The organism is Chryseobacterium sp. WG14, from assembly GCF_024586945.1.
In the GTDB taxonomy this organism is placed as follows: domain Bacteria; phylum Bacteroidota; class Bacteroidia; order Flavobacteriales; family Weeksellaceae; genus Chryseobacterium.
Genome location: NZ_JALCZD010000005.1, coordinates 128,088 through 148,581 on the forward strand (window position 1 = coordinate 128,088; position 20,494 = coordinate 148,581).

The following is a 20,494-nucleotide window of genomic DNA, read 5'->3' on the forward strand; positions in this document are numbered from 1 at the left end:
TAAGAGTTAAGAGTTAAGAGTTAAGAGTTAAGAGTTGAGGGTTGAGGGTTGAGGGTGAGGGGTGAGGAGGAAAAGGTTTAAAATAAAGAGCATTGGGAAAGATAAGATCATAGATTAATGCTTGTTTTTTATAAAATTTCAGAATAAAGGACGTTAAATTACTAATGATTTCACTATGTCAGAAAAAGAAAGAATTTCAGATATTTCTTGGAAAAAATGGGGACCTTATGTAAGTAACCGGGAATGGGGACTTGTACGTGAGGATTACAGCGGGAATGGTGATGCCTGGAATTATACCAATCATAATACCGCAGAAGCTAAAACATACAGATGGGGTGAAGAGGGGATATGTGGGATATGTGATGACGTTCAGCAATTGGTCTTTTCTGTCGGATTCTGGAATAAAAAGGATGAAATGGTAAAAGAACGGTTCTTTGGTCTTACCAACGGGCAGGGAAATCATGGTGAAGATGTGAAGGAATATTTTTATTACCTCGATTCTACCCCTACCCATTCTTATATGAAAATGCTGTATAAATATCCGCAAAATGCCTTCCCATATACAGATCTTGTGAAAACCAATGCAGAAAGAGGTAAGACAGAACCTGAATATGAGCTCATTGACACCGGGATTTTTGATACTAATGAATACTTTGATATTTTTATTGAATATGCTAAAGAAGGACCCAATGATATTTTGATAAGACTTACCATTATCAATAAAGCTGAAAAAGAAGCTTCTCTTGTTATACTGCCTACCGTCTGGTTCAGAAATACCTGGAATTGGGGCTATGACGATTATCAACCACAGCTGAGCGCTAATGAAGCTGACCGTATCAGAATAAGTCATAAAGACCTTGAAGTGAAAAATATCTATGCAAAACAATCTATAAAGACCTTGTTTTGTGATAATGAAACCAACAACAAAAGACTTTATCAGTCACCAGATAAATCAGAATACTGTAAAGACGGAATTAATAATTTTATACTTACAGGGAATTCACAGTCGGTTAATTCCCAAAATGTAGGCACAAAAGCGTCGTTCTTTATCGATGAGGATTTTAAAGGTAAAGAATCAAAAACTTTTGAATTCAGGATGACGGATAAAGAATTGAAAGAGCCGTTCAGTGATTTTGAATCAATTTTTGATCTGAGACGCAAAGAAACAGATGAATTTTATGCTGAAATTCAGAAGGGAATTCAGTCGGAAGATGAAAAAATGGTGCAGAGACAGGCATTTGCAGGAATGCTTTGGAACAAAATGTTCTATCATTACAATGTTGAAAAATGGCTGAAAGGGGACCCTGCAGAAATGTCACCGCCAAAATCCAGGGATAAAATAAGGAATTACGACTGGAAGCATCTTAACAATGCCCATATTATTTCCATGCCTGATAAGTGGGAATATCCATGGTATGCAACCTGGGATCTGGCTTTCCATGCCATTAGCTTTTCTATAATTGATCCTGATTTTGCCAAGCATCAGCTTAAACTTTTCCTGTTTGAATGGTATATGCATCCTAACGGGCAGCTCCCTGCTTATGAATGGAATTTCAGTGATGTTAACCCTCCGGTACATGCATGGGCTGTTTTCAGAGTGTTTAAAATTGATGAGTATATTCGAGATAAACCGGATCTTGAATTTCTTGAAAGTGCATTTCAGAAACTGCTGATGAATTTTACCTGGTGGGTGAATAAAAAAGACAGCAACGGTAACAACATTTTTGAAGGAGGATTTTTAGGACTTGATAATATTGGTGTTTTCGACAGAAATTCTGCGCTTCCCAATGGGGAGCAGCTGGAACAATCCGACGGAACAAGCTGGATGGCTATGTTTGCCCTGAATATGATGAGAATAGCACTGGAGCTGGCATTATATAACAATGTGTATGAAGAGATGGCAATGAAGTTTTTTGAACATTTCCTGTCTATTGCGCACTCGTTGGATAATATGGGTGATGAAAACTTCAGCCTGTGGGATGAGGAAGATGAGTTTTTTTATGATGCGATTGCTTCCAGTGACAATACCCATATGTATTTGAGATTAAGAACAATTGTAGGGTTGATACCCATGTTTGCTGTTGAGGTGATAGATGACGAAATGATTGAAAACCTTCCCAACTTTAAGAAAAGAATGAAATGGGTACTGGAAAATAAGCCGGAACTCGCATCTCTGGTTTCAAGATGGGAAGTTAAAGGACAGGATTCCAAGCACCTTTTATCTTTACTTCGGGGGCACCGTTTAAAAAGACTGTTGAGCAGAATGCTGAACCCGGAGGAGTTTTTAAGCGATTACGGAGTCCGGGCTTTGTCGAAAGAATATGAGCAGAACCCATATACTTTACAGCTTAATGAAACGGATTATTGTGTGAAATATACGCCTGCAGAAAGTGACAGTGGGCTTTTTGGCGGAAACAGCAACTGGCGTGGACCTGTCTGGTTTCCTATTAATTTTCTCATTATTGAAAGCCTCCAACGTTTTTTCTTTTACTACAGTCCGGATTTTATGGTGGAATACCCTACAGGAAGTGGAAACTATTCTAATCTTGATCAGATTGCAGATTCTTTAAGTAAGAGGCTTTCGAAAATATTTTTAGAAGACGAAAACGGAAAACGTCCTGTGAATAGCCAGTACGAAAGATTCCAGACGGATCCCGATTTTAAAGATTATATTTTATTTTACGAATATTTTCACGGAGATAATGGCCGTGGGGTAGGAGCTTCTCATCAGACAGGCTGGACAGGGCTGATCGCAAAAATTCTGCAGCCAAGATTTACCAAAAAAGAAATAGCAGAATCTGAAACTGAAATGCCGGAGAAAGCGAAATAGCGAAAAGTAAATTTGCGGACTGGCTTTATTTTATTCAAATATCTGCTGGATGATTTCCAGTGAGGTGGGTGTTTTAAAATCGGTAATGTGATAGTGATAATACACCAAAAGACTATCCAGGAAATCTTTCCTTACAGAAGAATGTATTTTAGTGGTATAAAGGTTTTCGGCGGTGAGTGCTGTTTTCCACAGTAATGAAATTTCTTCATTGAAGATCTGATGGGTAGAACCGGCTGAAAAAGTACCCGTTTCCGGATCTAAAAATTTTCCTTCACCAATTAAAGGAGCAACACCCTGAATCTTTAAAACAGCAAGTAAAAAAAGAAGATGTGACTGATAATTTTTGTTGATAAGCTGATCAATAAATTCATCAATACTAAAAAATATATTGAGATTTTTGTTTTCAAACTTAAGAATCTGACTTAGGAAATCTGAAATGAAAAAAATAACGGTATTTACTTTTATATCATTATAAATATCATTGTTTTTTACCAGTTCAAATTTTGAAACCGATGGTATACCGTTACCCCTCACCGGGTTTATTGAAAAACTGAGTTTGCTCAACGGCTGCAACAGGGCTTTCTTTTTATTTTTTTTGGAATAAACCCCTTTAAGAAAATAAGTCTGGAAGCCCTCCTCTTCTGTAAAACAATGCAGTACAGCATCATTTTCCCCGTACTTTATAAATGAAAGTAAAAATCCGTTTTGTGAATTCATTAATTGACTACCCCTATTTTGGCTGTAGCTTTATCAGAACCGTCTTCATTAGTCATTAATACAAAATAAATACCTGAAGCTACACGGGTTCCTTTTTGATTATTAAGATCCCATTCATAGTAACCTCCCCTTGCAACAGCTGAATGAACTACATTTCCTGCTGCATCTACAATTCTTATATTTGTTTTTTCTGCCAGCCCTTTAATGGTAACCTTTCCTTTGAAGTTAGAATACACTACAGGATTCGGGTAAACCAATACATCTCCAAAATTTGAATTGACATCGGCAACATCTCCCTGATAAGTTACAATACCGTTATAAGTAACGAAATATACTTTACCGGTTTTTTTATCTACCTTGATGTCTGTAACACTATTGGTAGGAAGCGGTGAGTTTTCTTTTGTAAAATGTTTTATGGTCTTTTCTCCATTAGAAGAAAGATAGTATACGCCACCTCCTTCTACAGATACCCACTTATAATCTCCTGCATCTACCTCAATCTGGAGAATCTGTGAATCTCTGAAAAGTTCTTCGGCAAGCCCGTTTTGTTCTATAATAATAGGGGATGCTGCAGGACTTGGCGTTTTTATTTCGGAAGCTGCATTAGCAAGGATCCTTAAACCATTATCACTACCAATCCATGCATCTCCGGATTTATCAAATGCTACAGATAAAGTTCCTTCACCTGCAATTCCGTTAGATTCTTTTAATAGATAATCGGTGTCATCAGAAAGATTAGCTGCATTTTTATAATCATATACCCAGAAGTTATTTGTTCTCGGCAGAGGCGTCCAAACCATATTTTCAAATAAAATGGGCTTTTGTACCCCTGAACTTGAAATAGTATTCTTTTTTATGGTAAAATCATCTGCTGCTTTATCGTAAATTCCTATTGAAGGGTTTCCGTTGTCTGTAAATGCAATGGAAACAAAAAGGTTGCTTTGGGCATCCGTAGCAAAACCTACAGGACGTCTTAAAAATGCTTCCCCCCCTACGCTATAATATTTTGCAAGCTCAAAGTCTTTACTGCCTGCATTGTATTTCATTTTGTAGACCCCGTTGTTAAACATCGTATAATTGGTGAAAAATACTTCATTATTGTTGATAGGGCTCATAACTGCATCGAGCACATTGACTTGTCCTATGTCCCCTTTACTAAAATAAGAAGGATATATCCATTCTGTACCGTTAAAATAATAGAATCCTGGTTTTTTAGGATTTTCTACCGGAAAGTTATAAATATCGGCCCTTGCTCCACTGGAAACAAGCATCTGGTTGTTATCGTAAAGATTTATTTTGTAGGCAAAGTTAAAATACGGACCGGAAGGTTTATAGGTGTTGTTGCCTTCATCCTTTATTCCGGATAATACAGTTCCACCCAGCACCTTTCCACCCGCTATGGTAGCCGTATTACAATCTTCACCAAGGCTTATCGCATTTAAAGAAATACCATTAAGACCAAAGGTATATATTCTGTTATCGGTTACTATAATGTTATTTGAGGTAATAACCACATCCTGAATTTTTGCAAAGCTTGCAGGAAGCGGAGTTGGAGTACCGTTATTATACATGAATGCAGAGGTGGCAGATGCAAATACCAATTCAGATTCAGCATCTATATTTTTAAATGATCCGGGAACTTCCGTTGTCCATGTAGAAAATACAGGGAATGTAGTATTGATCTCATGGCTTTTCAATCCAGTATTGGTTACAGAATAAATCTTGTTTCCAAATATTGTTGCTTCGTTACTGGCTTCATATATACCTCCGCTAAGGAAAAATGCAGAATCTCCAAACTCTTTCTTTTTAAGATCAAATATAGATACTCCATACCCTACAGAAATAACTGCCTTATCTCCTGTAATAGAAATATGGTTGACTTTTTTATTTCCGTTATAACCTGTGGCAATAGGAATGTCAACGATGTACTTAATTTCCTGAGGAGTAATGACATCCATAGATCCGTCAGAATAACCGATAAGACCTGTCTTGGTTTGTGAGTTATAATCAAAGGCGGTGATCCCTATATTGTGTAGTCCGTTAGCTTTAGACAGCTTTGTAATCTCTCCACTTCCTATAGTATAATAGAATAATCCGTTTTCTGTGGCGGCTATTATTTTTCCATTGTCTTCTTTCATGGCCAGGACATTATTGTAGGAAAAAAGATCTGCCCATTTTTTTGATGAAATGACCTGCGCTTTTGTAAACTGCAGGGATGCTAAAATACCAAGAGAAATTAAAGAGAGTTTTTTCATATTATGCTATTATGCTGCTGTCTATTACCTGATTGTTCCAGGAGATATGCTGTACGTTTTTATTTGTATCAAAGTGAAAATCTATTCTACCCAAAAGAAGTCCTGCCCATCCAACCTGATTCACCAGGACATTTTTACCTTGTCTGTTGGTGAAAGTTTGAGGCTCAGGAAGGAAAGTATGGGTATGGCCACCTAAAATAATATCAATATTTTCTGTACTGGCGGCTAAAATTTTATCACTTATTTTATTGGGTTCGTCTTTGTAATCATACCCAATATGGGAAAGACAGATTACAAGATCACATTGTTGGTCTTTTTTCAAAAAGTTCGAATAATGCTGTGCTACATCAACGGGGTTAGAATATACGGTTTCTCCATATTGTTTTTTACCTACAAGACCGTCCAGTTGGATTCCTACTCCAAAAATCCCTACTTTAATACCGTTTTTATTAAAGATTTTATATGGAGAAGTTTTTCCGTCAAGTATTGTATTTTTGAAATCATAATTAGAACAGATAAATGGAAACTTTGCCGTGGGAAGAACCTTAGAAAATCCATCTAAACCATTGTCAAAATCGTGGTTTCCCATAGTAGAAGCATCATACTTCATCATAGACATTAGCTTAAACTCCAGTTCGCCTCCGAAAAAGTTAAAGTACGGTGTTCCCTGAAAAATATCTCCGGAATCAAGAAGTAATACATTAGACTCCTGATTTCTGATCTGTTGAATTAAGCTAGCTCTTCTGGCAAAACCTCCCTGATTCGGGTTTTTGGTATAACTTGCATCAAAAGGCTCTATTCTGCTGTGCTGATCATTGGTATGAAGAATAGTTAGTTTATTAGCGGACTGTAAACCAGGAATAGCTAATCCTTCCGCCTTCATCATATTAGGAGCTAAAGCCATTGCTAAAGTTCCACCACCTATTGCTTTTAAAAAACTTTTTCTATCCATTACTTTTTACCGATAAAATTTAAACGAACATCCGTATTAGGCACTACTTCCGGAGTTTTTTTGAAATATTCAATGAATAAATCTCTAAGTTTTATCCCTGTCGGAATTGATTCTCCTTTGGCAAAGAATTTCATATTATCTCCACCCAAAGCAAGATAGTCTGAGGTAGCAATATAATAGTCTTTATCAGTGTCTATTTTTTTTCCGTTAATTAACGATTGATTAAGTTGTCCGTCTTTTGTTTCAATATACAGATGAGAAACAGGGTTGTTCACCTGGGTTTTTGCATAATAATCAAAAAGACCCTGAAGATCCGTCCCTTTCATTTTCACAATAATTACCTCATTTTCAAAAGGCATTACTTCAAAAACGTTTTTCAGCATAATATCACCTTTTCCAATGGTAGTACGGATTCCTCCGATATTGATCAAGGCAGCATCTACATTTTTCTTAAGATTTATTTTTGCCCATTCATTTCCTCCTTCAAATGTATAATCAGCTAAAAGATTACCGAGATTACTGTTGTCTCCCTGTTTGGTAAGGTCTACACTGGTATGAGAAATTTTCTGGTTCATTTCCCGGTCCAGTTTCTCTTTATAAGGTTCAATTACTTTTACAAACTCCTCATCATTCTTTAGCTCGTTATTAATAGAAATATTCTTCTGGGTCTCTACGTTTGCAAGCTGCAGCGTGGATGCTGTTTTGCAGGCGGTAAGCGATGCCAGAACAATTCCTAGTAACAAGAATTTATTTTTCATAATATCTTTTAGTATATGCAAATATAACCATATGAATAATAAAACATTATTATTTATTACAAATTCTTATTGTAAATTATTAAATTTGACAAAAATAATTCGAACAGATGAGCATTTTAAAAGGAGTAGGTGTTGCATTGGTAACGCCCTTTAATGAAGATTTATCCGTTGACTTCGACAGTTTAACAAAACTTGTTGAATACAATATTGAAAACGGAACCAATTATTTGGTAGTATTAGGAACTACGGCAGAAGCCGCTACGCTTTCTGATGAGGAAAAGAAACAGGTAATTGAGCATATCATTAAGGTGAATAATAAGCGTCTTCCTCTGGTATTAGGAATTGGCGGTAACAATACTCTTGAAGTAAAGAAACAGATTGAAGAAGCAGACCTTTCTGCATTTGAAGCAGTGCTTTCTGTATCTCCATATTACAATAAACCTAACCAGGAAGGACTTTACCAACATTACAAAGTCTTGGCTTCTACAGGAAAAAAAATAATCATTTACAATGTTCCTTCAAGAACAGGGCAGAATATTGATGCAGACACTACTATCCGCATTGCAAAGGAATTTCCTAATCTGTTTATGATCAAGGAAGCTGCACCCAATATTCTTCAGTATTTTGATATTTTAAGAAAAAAGCCTGAAGGGTTTTCATTGGTTTCCGGAGATGATGAATATACACTTCCGGTAACGTTGGCTGGTGGAAAGGGGGTAATTTCTGTGATTGGGCAGGGATACCCTAAAGAGTTTTCCACAATGGTGCAGTTGGCTTTTGACGGAAAGGTGAAAGAAGCTTATGAAATTCATAATAGGCTGGTGGAAATTACACGTTTAATTTTTGCAGAAGGAAACCCTTGTGGTATTAAAGTAATTCTTGCTGAAAAAGGAATTATTAAGAATCATCTTAGACTTCCTTTGGTTCCTGCTTCAGAAGGACTTTATGCAAAGATCAAGGCTGAAATGGCAACTATTTAAATTGAATACCAATCATCAGTAGTGAATTTGTATTACAATTTATGAATTCACTGTTGAAAACAGATGATAATTGATATAATCTCATAAAGTGAAAAGTTCAGACTTTTCACTTTTTTTAATCATAAAATGAAAATAATGAAATTAATAGAAGCGACAGTAAAGGACATTCCTTTGATTCAGGATTTGGCAAAAAGATCCTGGGAAAATGCGTATGCCGATATCCTTTCGGCGGAACAGATGGAGTATATGCTTGCAGAAATGTATTCTGAAACAGAAATTACAAACCATTTCCAAAATCCGTATTATCATTATTATTTGATTCAGGATGAACATAACAGTTCTTTTGAAGGTTTTATTGGATATGAACACCATTATGAAGACCAGACAACGAAACTTCACCGTATTTATCTGGTTCCGGAAAGTAAAGGAAAAGGTTTTGGAAAAGAAGCACTTCAATTTTTGAATCTTAAAGTAGCTGAAAATGGAGATGAAAGAATTATTTTGAATGTAAATAAATATAACGCTGCCAGAAATTTTTATGAATCCCAGGGATACAACGTGTTTGGAGAAGGAGCTTTCGATATTGGAAAAGGATTTATAATGGATGATTTTCTGATGGAGTTTCTAATTCACAAATAATTGACTTAAAATCTTGTAACTTTATCTTGTAATTCTATAACAAGTGATTTCTTTTTTTGAATCATCTTTGTTTCAGAACCAAATCACTTTTTAATAATACATTCATATGCTTGGTTTTGAGCTGATTTAGCTTTTTATCAGTATATTTTTTTCATCCTTAGTGTTTAAATTCCTGTATTCTTGAATGCAGGAATTTTTTTGTGGGTCAATTCTTGAAAAAAATAAGGCTATTTCACATTCAATTGAAATAAATCATTATATTTACTGAAAATTTGACTTACTATAATAGGATGAAAATGTATGTAAAATTTGATTTCAACACTCTCTGTAAGAAGGTGTTAGATGAAAAACTTAGAGAACACGGGCTGAAATACAGGTTGCTGAACTTTGGAGAGGTAGAGTTTTACGAGCCCCTAACGCAGGAACAGCATCATCTTTTTAAGAAACATCTTGGAGAGTATGGTATCGAAATTATTGAAAGCCAGAAAACGGCTTTAGTACAAAAAATAAAAGATGCTATCGTAGAGCTTGTTTTTTCTGATGAGATTATTCCTGTAAAAGCATCTATTTATATTTCTGAAAAGCTGAATCACAGCTATGGATATCTTTCCAACCTTTTTTCAGAAGTTGCTTTTACTTCTATCGAGAACTTTATTATTTTGCAGAAAATAGAGCACGCTAAGGTGTTAATTATACGAAATAAGCAAAGTCTCACAGAAATTGCCCACAAATTGAATTACTCCAGTGTAGCCCATTTGAGCACACAGTTTAAAAATACAACTGGCATTACGCCATCCCAGTTTCAAAAAATACTAGGGAAAAGACGCAGGGCCCAAAATACGGCCATAAACCATAAAATGCAGTATGAATAAAGAATTTCTGAACGTAATCGTAGCAGATGATAATGAAAACACACTTACTTTTTTTAAAAATATATTTAAAGAGCTAAAAATTTCTATTAAAGTTCAATGCTTTAACAGTGGAATATCCCTGATGAAATATCTGAATAATGAAGAAGCTGTTATTCCTGAAATTGTTTTTATGAAATATGAAATTCCTGACAAAAATAGCTTGGAATGGATTGAAGAAGTTCGCGAAAACCTGAAGTTTAACAATATGGTAATAGCAGTATATTCTGAATCAATCCCTGAAAATGAAGTTGAAGATCTCTTTGTAAAAGGAGGGAATGTTTATATTAAAAAGCCTGAAACATTTGAGAAATTGAAAAAAGTACTCACGGAAGTTATCACTATCAATTGGCAGTATCATACATCAGGACTGAATAAAGAGAATTTTATTCTGAAAGTATAAACGGCAGTAGTTTTTTTAATTCTATTTTTTGATAATTTAACGATATTTATTACATAGTATTCACAAATAGGTGAAAATTTTATAACTAATAACTGAAATAATATAAAAAGGTTTTCAATAAAAATGCAGACTTTTGTAGTATAGAATCAGCGACACAAATTTGATATAAATAAAAGATACAGATGAATGAATAGTAATTGTTTCACAACAAGTATTTATATAAATCACGATGTTATTTAACAAAATGAATTATATTAATTTCCAATTATAAAGCATAGAAGATCTTTAAACAAAACGGTACAATCATGAAAACTCAAAAGTAGTTGGAGACCTATTTATTCGTTTCATTCCCTCGTCTCCTTCTATATTCAGTTAGTTTTTATAATAAGCAAGTTGGAAAAATAATTCATTTTGTTTTTTTTATAATTTATTTTAATAGTTATGGTTTGAAATCTATTCAAATAATATATAAATATTTTCACACCACATCACAAAATATTAAACCTAAACTATTAAAATAAATTTTCTTTAGGCAGACAAGAAGTAATTTCTTCTAAATAACAGTTTTATAAGGGGACCGCAGGAAAGATTTTCTGCGGTTTTTTTTATGAAATTTTACTCCACTTATTCTTTCCTTTGTAATACCTGATGTAATAATTTTTGATGACAAGGTTGTCAGGTCTTGCCAGCATTGGATCAGCCTCCAGAATTCTGTCTACTGTATTTTTGGTAGTCTTAATGATTGCTGAATCATTGATAAGGTCTAATCTTTTAAAATCTACCACGCCGCTCTGCTGAGTTCCCAGGATATCTCCGGGACCGCGAAGCTGCATGTCAACTTCAGAGATTTTGAAACCATCATTGGTTTCTGTCATTGTTCGGATACGGGTTCTGCTTTCCTTAGATAATTTATCTGAGGTCATCAGAATACAATAGCTTTGTTCTGCTCCTCTTCCTACACGTCCTCTAAGCTGATGAAGCTGTGAAAGACCAAATCTTTCTGAACTTTCAATAACCATTACAGATGCATTAGGAACATTTACTCCCACCTCAATAACCGTTGTTGCTACCATAATTTCTGCTTTTCCTGAAGCAAAATAAGTCATGGCTGCATCTTTTTCATCAGGTTTCATTTTTCCATGAAGCATGGTAACATTATAATCTGAGAAGTATTCCATGACATGTTCAAGCCCCTCCATCAGGTTTTTATAATCCAATGTTTCAGATTCTTCAATAAGTGGATAAACAAAATAAATCTGTCTTCCTTTCTTTATCTCATCTTTACAGAAATTGTAAACATACGACCTGTCTTTTTCACGCCTGTGAGCTGTGATTATAGGTTTTCTTCCCACCGGCATTTCATCAATCACAGACACATCAAGATCCGAATAAAAACTCATTGCCAATGTTCTCGGAATAGGAGTTGCGGTCATTACAAGAATGTGAGGCGGAATTTTATTTTTTGCCCACAGTTTCGCCCGTTGGGCTACCCCGAATCTATGCTGTTCATCAATAATAGCCAGTCCTAAATTTTTAAATTTAACTTTATCTTCCAATATGGCATGGGTACCTACCAGAATAGAAAGACTGCCACTTTCAAGTTCTGCATGAATAATCTTCCTTTCAGAAGCCTTGGTAGAACCTGTAAGAAGACGGATGTTGATATTCGTTTCCTGCAATAATTCCTTCATTCCGTTATAATGCTGCTGGGCAAGAATTTCTGTAGGAGCCATCATACAGCTCTGAAAGCCATTATCCAGTGCAATCAGCATGGTCAGTAGTCCCACCATTGTTTTTCCGGATCCTACATCGCCCTGTAAAAGCCTGTTCATCTGGATGGGTTTTTTCATATCCATGCGGATTTCTTTTAAAACCCTTTTCTGGGCATTCGTAAGATCAAAAGGAAGGTGATTTTCATAAAAATCATTGAAATGATCCCCAATAATAGGAAAAGGATTGCCGTGTGACTGAGTTTTATGATGCAGTTTTTTCAAGCCATAACCTAATTGAAAAAAGAATGACTCTTCAAACTTTAGTCTGAAATCTGCTTTATCAAAATGCTCCATATCTTTTGGGAAATGCACATTCAGAAAAGCATGCTGCCTTGAGATAAAATTGAATGTTTTCATTAAATATTCCGGAAAGTTCTCCTCAATAAGCTGAGGAATCTCTTTGCAGATATTTTTAAGAGCATTTTGAAAGAACTTTTGACCCAACCCCCTTTTAGTAAGTTTTTCAGAACTTGGATAAATGGGCTTCAGACGGGTGTCACCATCTTTACTTTCTTCAGCTTCTATTTCCGGATGCGGCATAGAAAACTGCCTGTTGAAAACATTGATCTTTCCAAATATATATACATCACGATTGACGGGAATTTGCTCTTTCAGCCATTTTGAATATTGAAACCATACAAGATCTATACTGCCTGTATGATCATTAAATTTGGCAGAAAGTCTTTTTGTTTTTCCGGTCTGAATTTCCTGTATCTGGGTGATTTTCCCTTTTAGCTGGATATCAAGATTAGTTTCCTGAAGCTGAGAAACCGTATAGATTTTACTTTTATCCAGATAACGGATAGGGTAGAAGTTCAGAAGATCTTCCACAGTGGAAAGGCCCAGCACACTTTTGATGAGTTTGGCTCTTTCAGGACCTATTCCTTTTACGTATTCTATTGAAGTATCTAAAGTCATTTAAAAAACGAGCCCTAATTTCGGTAAAATAGCTGGAATTTGAAATTTTTAATACCAGAATCTTGAGGTAAATATCTAAAAAAGGCTTTCAGATTCTGAAAGCCTTTGATTTATATTAGTCTTTGATTTTAGATTTGAACTTTCTCTGGTAATCTTCCCACTGTTCTCTGGTACGGATTTTTTTAAATAAATCCTTTGATATCAGTTCCAGGTAGGGTTCCAGTTCTTTAGCAGATAACTCTCCCTGCAGAATGGTGATAGGATCTCCATGTTCATCCAGGAAAACAGTACTTGGTACAGCTCCTACGTTCATGTACTGGGTAAACTCATGCAGGGAATTTTTTCCTTTCTTCTGTTCCGTATTTGGATTTGAAAATGTTCTTCCAAAGATTTCAATACTATTTTTTTCTTCAGCATTAAATTTTACAGGATAGTAATTCTCATTTAAGATCTGGGAAATCACGGCATGGCCATATGTTTTTTTATCCATAATCTTACAAGGCCCACACCAGTCTGCATAAAAATCAATAAGAATTTTTTTAGGATGGGTCTTTTGAGCTTTTAAAGCCTCTTCAATAGTCATCCACTTTATTTGTGCAAAACTGAAATTCAATAATAATAAGAGTACTATGCTTAAAATTTTCTTCATAATGATTTGTGATATTTATGTAAAAATAAGCATAATAGTTTATTCTTTATTTTACATCCTGCATTAATTTTTTTACGAATGGAGATATCAAAATTAATACTACTCCGGCAATTACAGCGTATAATCCCAATTGTTTATATCCATCAGTATAAGTGATCAATTCATCATAATTGGTAGAGCCCTGTTTTGCTGTAGCCAGGCTGGCTCCGATAATCCCTGCAACATATTGTCCATAAGCCGAGGCAAGGAACCACATTCCCATCATCATCCCCTGAAGGTTCTTGGTGGAAAGCTTAGTCATGATGGATAATCCGATAGGGGAGAGGCATAATTCCCCAAGGGTAATAATCAATAATGCCAGTGTGAAGAAATTTAATGAAGTAATTCCCTGAAGATCGGCAAACAAACGGGTAGCAAATAAAACGTAATATCCCAGTCCAAGGAAAATAAAACCTAATCCAAATTTGATAATAGTATTAGGCTCAATTTTTCTTTTGTTCAGCCAGATCCAAAGAAGTCCGATAAGTGGAGCCAGGAAAATAATGAAAAATGCACCTCCGGAGTTATTCACTCCATTCGGGTCTAGTCCAAAAAGATCTTTATTCAGGTTTTTAGCGGCAAAAATACTTAAAGAGCCGCCACTTTGTTCATAAATTCCCCAGAACACTATAGAGAAGATAATGAAGACCAATGCTGCCCAAAGCTTCTTGCGTTCTGAAGCTGTTACTTTAGACATTTCATAGAATAAATAAATTAATGTCAATGGCCCGATAGTCCACATAAAATAATCTGTATATTCTGTTTTGGCAACCATAGTCATAATGATGGGTACAAAAACCAATGATAATACGTAGACTCCATATTCTTTCCATTTTGGGATCGGTGCAGATTTGATTTCTGCTAAAGGATGTCCCGGCTGAAGTCCAATAGTTCCTAATCTCCTTTGAGTAAATATGAAATTAATTAAACTGATAACCATTACTACTGCTGCAAGTCCAAAAGCAATATGCCATCTCATTTCTTCGGATATAATATTGCTTAGGAATTCTCCTTTACCAATTGCAATACATAAATAACCACCTAATAGTGCGCCAAGGTTAATACCTGCATAGAAAAGTGAGAATCCGGCATCTGCTCTTGAATCATTAGATTTATACAGCTGTCCAACCATTGATGAAATATTCGGTTTGAAAAAGCCTGTTCCCACTACAGTAAATGCAATCCCCAGAAAAAAGAATTTATGGGGATCGGTTGCTAATATTAAACTTCCGATAATCATCAGAAGCCCACCCCAAAACAATGATTTTCTGAATCCTAAGATTTTATCTGCAAAAAGACCTCCTATAAAAGTAAAGGCATATACAAAAGCCTGGGTGGCTCCGTACTGAAGGTTGGCTTCTTTTTCATGGAAGTTGAGCTGTGAGATCATAAAGAAAACCAGCATTCCACGCATTCCATAGAAACAGAAGCGTTCCCACATCTCAGAGAAAAACAGACTCCAGATTTGTTGGGGGTATTTTCCTTTGAAATTTTGTATTTCATCTAAAGTTAAGCTCATAATGATAATATGATTATTTTTAATTAGGGTTTTTATTTTCCTGATCCAGCTCAAAACGGATTCTATCCTGGTCAATAATTTGTTTTAATTCTTCTTCTTTTGGGAGATACAGCAAATATTTGCTGGCGAATAAATTGTTTTTATCATTGAGAACGGAGTATTTTACAATGGTCTCATCCTTTTCTGAGCATAGTAGAATTCCGATGGTTGGATTATCTCCTTCACCGCGTTTAAGGTCATCATACATTCTTACATACATGTCTATCTGCCCAATATCCTGATGAGAAAGTTCTCCGGTTTTTAGGTCGATGATGACAAAGCATTTCAATATGTAATTATAGAAGACAAGATCAATATAGAAGTCTGATGTATCAGTTGAAATATGTTGTTGTCTGGCTACAAAAGCAAATCCTTTTCCAAATTCCAGTAAAAACTTTTGAATATGATCAATGATTGCTGTTTCAATTTCTTTTTCGGAAAATTGTTCATCAGATCTTAAGCCAAGAAATTCAAAAATATAAGGATCTTTTAAAACACTGTGAATAGTTTCTGTGGAAGATTTTTTATGTTTTAAAACCCGTTCGTAAGCAAGGGAATTGATTTGTCTTTTTAGATCCCTGACATTCCAGTTATTTTGTACCGCTTCATTGAGATAATAATTTCTTTTATTTTTATCATCCTGACTTGAAAGCAGTCTGTAATGAGACCAACTCAATTGTAGAGACAATGTGTCAACAATTGGGAAAGACATATAAAATTTACGCATATTAGATAAATTTGTATAGTCAAATCCTTTTCCAAACTCCAAAGTTAGCTTTTGAGATAGATTCTTTAAAATATATTTTCCATATTCTGCACGTTCTTTTCCCTGTTGTTCATCTTCAACAATCAGTTTTCCAATCTGCCAGTAAGTAAGCAGTAAGGTAGAATTCGCTATCCGAAAAACCTTTTCGCGCGATTGTCTAATAATTTCCTTTACGGATTGGAATAAAGAATCTTCGGAAATTTCCATCGTACGAAATTAAAAAAAACCTCTGACTTAGCAGAGGTTTTATTCATATTTTGTTAATGCAGTTAGTTTACACCGTGCATCATTTTCTTTAAGATAGGTGAAATTAAACCTAGAATCACAGCAGCAATACCACAAAGTACCACGAATACCATAAAGAATTCAAATAAATTATGGATTTCAAATCCTGCGAATGTAGGATTGTGCAGCGGTAACTGAGCTTTATCGAAAGCTGCTACCTGATCAGCAGTTAATGTTATTTTTTTATCTAAAACATCCTGAAGATTTACTCCTATTTCCTGTGCTTTTGTAAATTTATCACCTGTTGCAGGGATCAAAGCTCCTAGTGAACCTGCTAAGGCATAGCCTGCAGCATTAGAAATAAAGAAAACACCATATAATAATGAAGCGAATCTTTTTGGAGCCAGTTTACCAACTAATGATAAACCAATTGGAGAAAGACAAAGCTCACCACATGTCTGAATGAAGTACAGTAACATCAGCCATTTGATAGCCAACAGGCCAGAGTTTCCTAAATCTTTTACGTTGTGCGCTATAATAAAATAACTTAAAGCTATTAATGCAAGTCCCATTGCCTGTTTGAATGGAGATACAGGCTCTTTTCCTTTTGCTCTCAGTTTATCCCAACACAAACTGAAAGGAACGGCTAGCAGAACAACGAAAATACCATTAAAGATCTGAACCATTGAAGGTGGCATATTCCATCCAAAAATGTTTCTGTCAGTTTGGTTATCTGCGATGAATGTTAATGAAGAACCTGCCTGTTCGAAAGCTGCCCAGAAGAAAATGATAAAGAATGATACGATATAAATTACCCATATTCTCTGTCTTTCAATTTTGTTTTCAGCAGAACTCATAATAAGGAAGGCCAAAGAAATACCTGCTGAATAAATGAAAGGATAAATAATTCCTTTGATCAATTGACCCATTTCTACAGCTTTAAATCCAAGTTCTCCTACCAGTAAATATCGGAAAGCAAAGAATAAAATAACAAATATAACTCCGGTAATACCTAAAGCCATACCTGAGAATTTTGCTGTTTGCGTTTCACCTTCTTCAAAATCTGCACTGGTATTGTTTTTTGGTAATCCACCGATAGGTCTTCCTTCAGGTGTTACTACATATTTATTTTTAAGGATAAAGAATGTAATAGTTCCAATCACCATGGCAATTGAAGCGGCTAAGAATCCCCATTTGAAGGCGAAGATATCTCTTACTCCTGTAGCAGCGTCTTTTACGTCTCCTACATAAGGACAAATAAACTGACCTAAAAATGCTCCAATATTGATTCCCATGTAGAAAATAGTGAAAGCAGAATCCAGTTTAGACTTCTCTTGTTTTGGATATAAGCTTCCCACCATAGATGAGATGTTCGGTTTGAAAAATCCATTACCAAAAATAATAACGAATAAAGCCAGCCACATGATAAGCTTGGCGCTTCCAAGATCTGCAGAAAAAGTGGAAGCACTAATGAATAATAAAAACTGACCAATGGCCATTAATGATCCACCAATGATAATAGCAAACCTGTTTCCTATATATTTATCTGCAATAAATCCGCCTAAAAGGGGAGTTAAATAACATAAAGCCAAGAAGCCACCATAGATAATAGCTGCATCAGCTTCTTTTATCAATAAGGAATTTACCATAAAGAGCGTCAAAAGAGCTCTCATTCCGTAAAAGTTGAAACGCTCCCACATTTCTGTTCCGAACAGAACCCACAATCCTTTCGGATGTCTGGAATTCTTATTCTCTACAAATTCATCCGGTTTCGGACTTATTGCTTCAATATTATCCATTTCTATTGTTAATTTTTGTTAAGACTGACAAATATAGTTTATTTTGGGTTTTTGGCAAGGTTTTAATTTTATTTTTAAATAAAAAAGCTGCAGAATGGTTCTGCAGCTTTATATTCTTTATAAATACCAAGGATTAGTGCCCTTTTTCCTTCATAATTTTATTTAATCTTTTTAACATAGAAAGGCCTAATAGCGTAGCAAATATTAACAAACCGAAATTAACAAGAAAATAATTCGTCTTATTTTCGTAGTTATACCATGTACTGGCAAGGATTCCTGAAAGCTTATTCCCTACAGAATTGGCAAGGAAGAATCCTCCCATCATCAGTGCTGTAATTCTTGCTGGTGACAGTTTTGAGACAAAAGAAAGTCCCATAGGAGAGAGGCATAATTCCCCAATAGTAATTACTCCATAACTGGCTACCAGCCATAAAGGAGAAACTTTTACCGCTCCGTTGTCTCCGGCCATTACCGCTAATACCATCACCAGACAGGATAGTCCTGAAATAAAAAGTCCTAACACTATTTTAGTAGGGGTTAATGGTTCTTTTCCTTTTCGTCTTAAAAGTGCCCAAAAACCTACGATAACCGGTGTTAGGGCAATTACCCAAAACGGATTAATGGATTGAAACAGCTCGGTATTATATAAATATACTTTTTGTGGTGAGGTTCCTCCCAGGTCCTTACGATCTAATTCTGAAATATTTTCGAAATAAATATCCTTTCCTATTTTTTTTAAAGGTTTTCCATTTTCATCTTTTTGGGATCTGAATTGTTCATCATAAATGGGAACCTCTTTGTCCTCATAACTCTTGCCTTCCACCATGTAGATGCTTTCAAGAGGTTTTTCTAAAGAAGCGGGAACACTTCTGTCTGTATAATAATTGGCCCATCTTGTAAGGGCTGTACCATTTTGTTTGAATACCGCCCAGAAGAACATACTGATCAGGAATACAGAAAGTAATGCTCCAATTGAAGGTTTTTCATCCGGTTTAGCTTTGAAATAAAGAGAGGCATAAAAGTAAATAACAGGAACACATGCAAATATAAAGGCATCTGTGCTGTCACTCCCAAAAATATTGTTAGGAATAAACCAACCGATTGCTCCGGCAATAATAGCAGGAACAAATACTTTAAGCATAATTTCTGAAAGTTTCGTGTCTCCTTCCTGTACAGGTTTCATCTGTGCAGCATGAATATAGTGTTTTCTTCCGATAGTGAAAATAACCATACCGATCAGCATTCCAACTCCGGCGGTGATGAATGCTTCACCCCAGCCAAATTTATTACGCATAAAGGCAGCAATAATATTACAGATGAATGCACCGATATTGATTCCCATATAGAAAATATTATATCCGGAATCTTTATTGGCTTTATAGGGTTCTTCAGAATAAAGGTTTCCTAAAAGAGTGGAAATCGTAGGTTTAAAGAAACCATTTCCAATGATAATTAAGGCCAAAGAAGAGTAAAATAAGGGTAAGTCTTTGAAAACTCCCATCCCAATGTACCCTGCAGCCATTAAAAATCCACCAAGGTAGATGGATTTAATATATCCTAAAACTCTGTCTGCCAAAAATCCACCAATGAAAGGGGTAAGATATGTGAGGGCAATATAAGTTCCGAAAATATCATCTGCGGTCTTGTCAGGCAGTCCCAGGCCTCCTTTCATACCCGTGGGCTCAATAACATATAGTACAAAGATTCCGAGAATCAGGTAATATCCGAAACGCTCCCACATTTCAGTGAAAAAGAGGAAGGGTAGCCCTTTAGGATGTTTAGTCTTCATATAATCAATTTTCAAATTTCCCAAAAATAAGTTTTTAATTTCAATTGATAAAATAAATAATACTTGACGAAATGATTAATGAAATAAATAGAAACTTTTTGTTTCGGATACTATAAATCAAATTTTGCAAAACCTGATCAATATGTATGTACAACGAGTAGATATTGCACATATTTCGAAAAGAAAAAACAAAAAATATACATGATGTATTTCTCTTTATGGTGATCATTGTTTTTAGTTTTGATAGGTCAATAATGACGCAAAACAATTTTATAGAAAGCATTATGAAAAAAATCGATTTAAAAAAATTGAAAGGAAGCTTATCCAGAAATGAGCAGAGAAAAATTAAAGGAGGCGTAAGAGAAGAAGATCCATATACTGATCTGGGATGTGCATGTACAAACGCACAGTGTGCTGCTTCACATGGAGGCAATGGAGATTCTTATTGCAACGGGACTTTTTGTTGCGGATAATTAAGACTTATTTTTTAAAATGGCAACAGGAAACTGTTGCTGTTTTTTGAAAAGTAAATGACAA

Annotated in this window: 16 protein-coding genes; 6 read left to right on the forward strand and 10 right to left on the reverse strand. The window is 35.2% G+C overall.

Going from position 1 to position 20,494, the window contains the following annotated elements:
- Nucleotides 1–175: 175 nt before the first annotated feature.
- A complete protein-coding gene (locus MP478_RS10600; protein ID WP_257200447.1) occupies nt 176–2,830 on the forward strand; it encodes a glucosidase in 2,655 nt (884 codons plus the stop codon).
- 30 nt (nt 2,831–2,860) lie between these two features.
- On the opposite strand, the gene recO is transcribed toward MP478_RS10600, so the two are convergent.
- From recO to MP478_RS10620, 4 genes are read right to left on the reverse strand one after another with little or no spacing between them, the layout of a single operon-like run.
- Entirely contained in the window at nt 2,861–3,547 is a 687-nt protein-coding gene (gene recO, locus MP478_RS10605) for a DNA repair protein RecO (protein WP_257191440.1), read from the reverse strand.
- A complete protein-coding gene (locus MP478_RS10610) occupies nt 3,547–5,802 on the reverse strand; it encodes a T9SS type A sorting domain-containing protein (RefSeq protein ID WP_257200448.1) in 2,256 nt (751 codons plus the stop codon). The genes recO and MP478_RS10610 overlap by 1 nt, the downstream gene beginning before the upstream one ends.
- 1 nt (nt 5,803) lies before the next feature.
- Nucleotides 5,804–6,754, reverse strand: coding sequence for a bifunctional UDP-sugar hydrolase/5'-nucleotidase (locus MP478_RS10615; RefSeq protein WP_230038642.1), 951 nt, complete (start codon nt 6,752–6,754; stop codon nt 5,804–5,806).
- A complete protein-coding gene (locus tag MP478_RS10620) occupies nt 6,754–7,512 on the reverse strand; it encodes a 5'-nucleotidase C-terminal domain-containing protein (RefSeq protein ID WP_230038643.1) in 759 nt (252 codons plus the stop codon). Before MP478_RS10620 ends, MP478_RS10615 begins: the two co-directional genes overlap by 1 nt.
- 107 nt (nt 7,513–7,619) lie before the next feature.
- On the opposite strand from MP478_RS10620, the gene dapA reads away from it, so the two are divergent.
- The 4 genes from dapA (at nt 7,620) to MP478_RS10640 (ending at nt 10,442) form a co-directional block, all read left to right on the forward strand.
- The gene (gene dapA, locus MP478_RS10625) at nt 7,620–8,492 is read left to right on the forward strand and encodes a 4-hydroxy-tetrahydrodipicolinate synthase (RefSeq protein ID WP_230038645.1); all 873 of its coding nucleotides are present in this window, start codon (nt 7,620–7,622) and stop codon (nt 8,490–8,492) included.
- Between the two features lie 135 nt (nt 8,493–8,627).
- Nucleotides 8,628–9,131 carry a GNAT family N-acetyltransferase gene (locus MP478_RS10630; RefSeq protein WP_230038647.1) on the forward strand — a complete coding sequence of 168 codons (504 nt, stop codon included), beginning with the start codon at nt 8,628–8,630 and terminating at the stop codon, nt 9,129–9,131.
- A 290-nt stretch (nt 9,132–9,421) separates the two neighbouring features.
- Complete coding sequence (locus tag MP478_RS10635; RefSeq protein ID WP_230038649.1) at nt 9,422–10,003, forward strand: AraC family transcriptional regulator; 582 nt, start codon at nt 9,422–9,424, stop codon at nt 10,001–10,003.
- Nucleotides 9,996–10,442, forward strand: coding sequence for a response regulator (locus MP478_RS10640; protein ID WP_230038651.1), 447 nt, complete (start codon nt 9,996–9,998; stop codon nt 10,440–10,442). Before MP478_RS10635 ends, MP478_RS10640 begins: the two co-directional genes overlap by 8 nt.
- 605 nt (nt 10,443–11,047) lie before the next feature.
- On the opposite strand, the gene recG is transcribed toward MP478_RS10640, so the two are convergent.
- From recG to MP478_RS10670, 6 genes are all read right to left on the reverse strand, one after another.
- On the reverse strand, nt 11,048–13,132 hold the full coding sequence (gene recG, locus MP478_RS10645; RefSeq protein ID WP_257200449.1) for an ATP-dependent DNA helicase RecG: 2,085 nt from the start codon (nt 13,130–13,132) through the stop codon (nt 11,048–11,050).
- Nucleotides 13,133–13,247: 115 nt separating this feature from the next.
- A complete protein-coding gene (locus tag MP478_RS10650; protein ID WP_230038655.1) occupies nt 13,248–13,781 on the reverse strand; it encodes a thioredoxin fold domain-containing protein in 534 nt (177 codons plus the stop codon).
- Nucleotides 13,782–13,827: 46 nt separating this feature from the next.
- Complete coding sequence (locus tag MP478_RS10655) at nt 13,828–15,339, reverse strand: peptide MFS transporter (protein ID WP_230038657.1); 1,512 nt, start codon at nt 15,337–15,339, stop codon at nt 13,828–13,830.
- A 19-nt stretch (nt 15,340–15,358) separates the two neighbouring features.
- Entirely contained in the window at nt 15,359–16,351 is a 993-nt protein-coding gene (locus MP478_RS10660; protein WP_257200450.1) for a YhcG family protein, read from the reverse strand.
- Between the two features lie 62 nt (nt 16,352–16,413).
- Nucleotides 16,414–18,168, reverse strand: coding sequence for a peptide MFS transporter (locus MP478_RS10665; RefSeq protein ID WP_257191444.1), 1,755 nt, complete (start codon nt 18,166–18,168; stop codon nt 16,414–16,416).
- Nucleotides 18,169–18,301: 133 nt separating this feature from the next.
- Nucleotides 18,302–19,957 (reverse strand): peptide MFS transporter, encoded by a 1,656-nt coding sequence (locus MP478_RS10670; protein ID WP_257200451.1) that lies wholly within the window; start codon nt 19,955–19,957, stop codon nt 18,302–18,304.
- Nucleotides 19,958–20,241: 284 nt separating this feature from the next.
- On the opposite strand from MP478_RS10670, the gene MP478_RS10675 reads away from it, so the two are divergent.
- On the forward strand, nt 20,242–20,430 hold the full coding sequence (locus MP478_RS10675) for a hypothetical protein (RefSeq protein WP_230038665.1): 189 nt from the start codon (nt 20,242–20,244) through the stop codon (nt 20,428–20,430).
- Nucleotides 20,431–20,494: the final 64 nt, after the last annotated feature.

Excerpts from the sequence above, each read along its gene's own strand:
- MP478_RS10600 (WP_257200447.1), top strand. The coding sequence starts at position 176 with ATGTCAGAAAAAGAAAGAATTTCAGATATTTCTTGGAAAAAATGGGGA.
- recO (WP_257191440.1), bottom strand. The coding sequence starts at position 3,547 with ATGAATTCACAAAACGGATTTTTACTTTCATTTATAAAGTACGGGGAA.
- MP478_RS10610 (WP_257200448.1), bottom strand. The coding sequence starts at position 5,802 with ATGAAAAAACTCTCTTTAATTTCTCTTGGTATTTTAGCATCCCTGCAG.
- MP478_RS10615 (WP_230038642.1), bottom strand. The coding sequence starts at position 6,754 with ATGGATAGAAAAAGTTTTTTAAAAGCAATAGGTGGTGGAACTTTAGCA.
- MP478_RS10620 (WP_230038643.1), bottom strand. The coding sequence starts at position 7,512 with ATGAAAAATAAATTCTTGTTACTAGGAATTGTTCTGGCATCGCTTACC.
- dapA (WP_230038645.1), top strand. The coding sequence starts at position 7,620 with ATGAGCATTTTAAAAGGAGTAGGTGTTGCATTGGTAACGCCCTTTAAT.
- MP478_RS10630 (WP_230038647.1), top strand. The coding sequence starts at position 8,628 with ATGAAATTAATAGAAGCGACAGTAAAGGACATTCCTTTGATTCAGGAT.
- MP478_RS10635 (WP_230038649.1), top strand. The coding sequence starts at position 9,422 with ATGAAAATGTATGTAAAATTTGATTTCAACACTCTCTGTAAGAAGGTG.
- MP478_RS10640 (WP_230038651.1), top strand. The coding sequence starts at position 9,996 with ATGAATAAAGAATTTCTGAACGTAATCGTAGCAGATGATAATGAAAAC.
- recG (WP_257200449.1), bottom strand. The coding sequence starts at position 13,132 with ATGACTTTAGATACTTCAATAGAATACGTAAAAGGAATAGGTCCTGAA.
- MP478_RS10650 (WP_230038655.1), bottom strand. The coding sequence starts at position 13,781 with ATGAAGAAAATTTTAAGCATAGTACTCTTATTATTATTGAATTTCAGT.
- MP478_RS10655 (WP_230038657.1), bottom strand. The coding sequence starts at position 15,339 with ATGAGCTTAACTTTAGATGAAATACAAAATTTCAAAGGAAAATACCCC.
- MP478_RS10660 (WP_257200450.1), bottom strand. The coding sequence starts at position 16,351 with ATGGAAATTTCCGAAGATTCTTTATTCCAATCCGTAAAGGAAATTATT.
- MP478_RS10665 (WP_257191444.1), bottom strand. The coding sequence starts at position 18,168 with ATGGATAATATTGAAGCAATAAGTCCGAAACCGGATGAATTTGTAGAG.
- MP478_RS10670 (WP_257200451.1), bottom strand. The coding sequence starts at position 19,957 with ATGAAGACTAAACATCCTAAAGGGCTACCCTTCCTCTTTTTCACTGAA.
- MP478_RS10675 (WP_230038665.1), top strand. The coding sequence starts at position 20,242 with ATGAAAAAAATCGATTTAAAAAAATTGAAAGGAAGCTTATCCAGAAAT.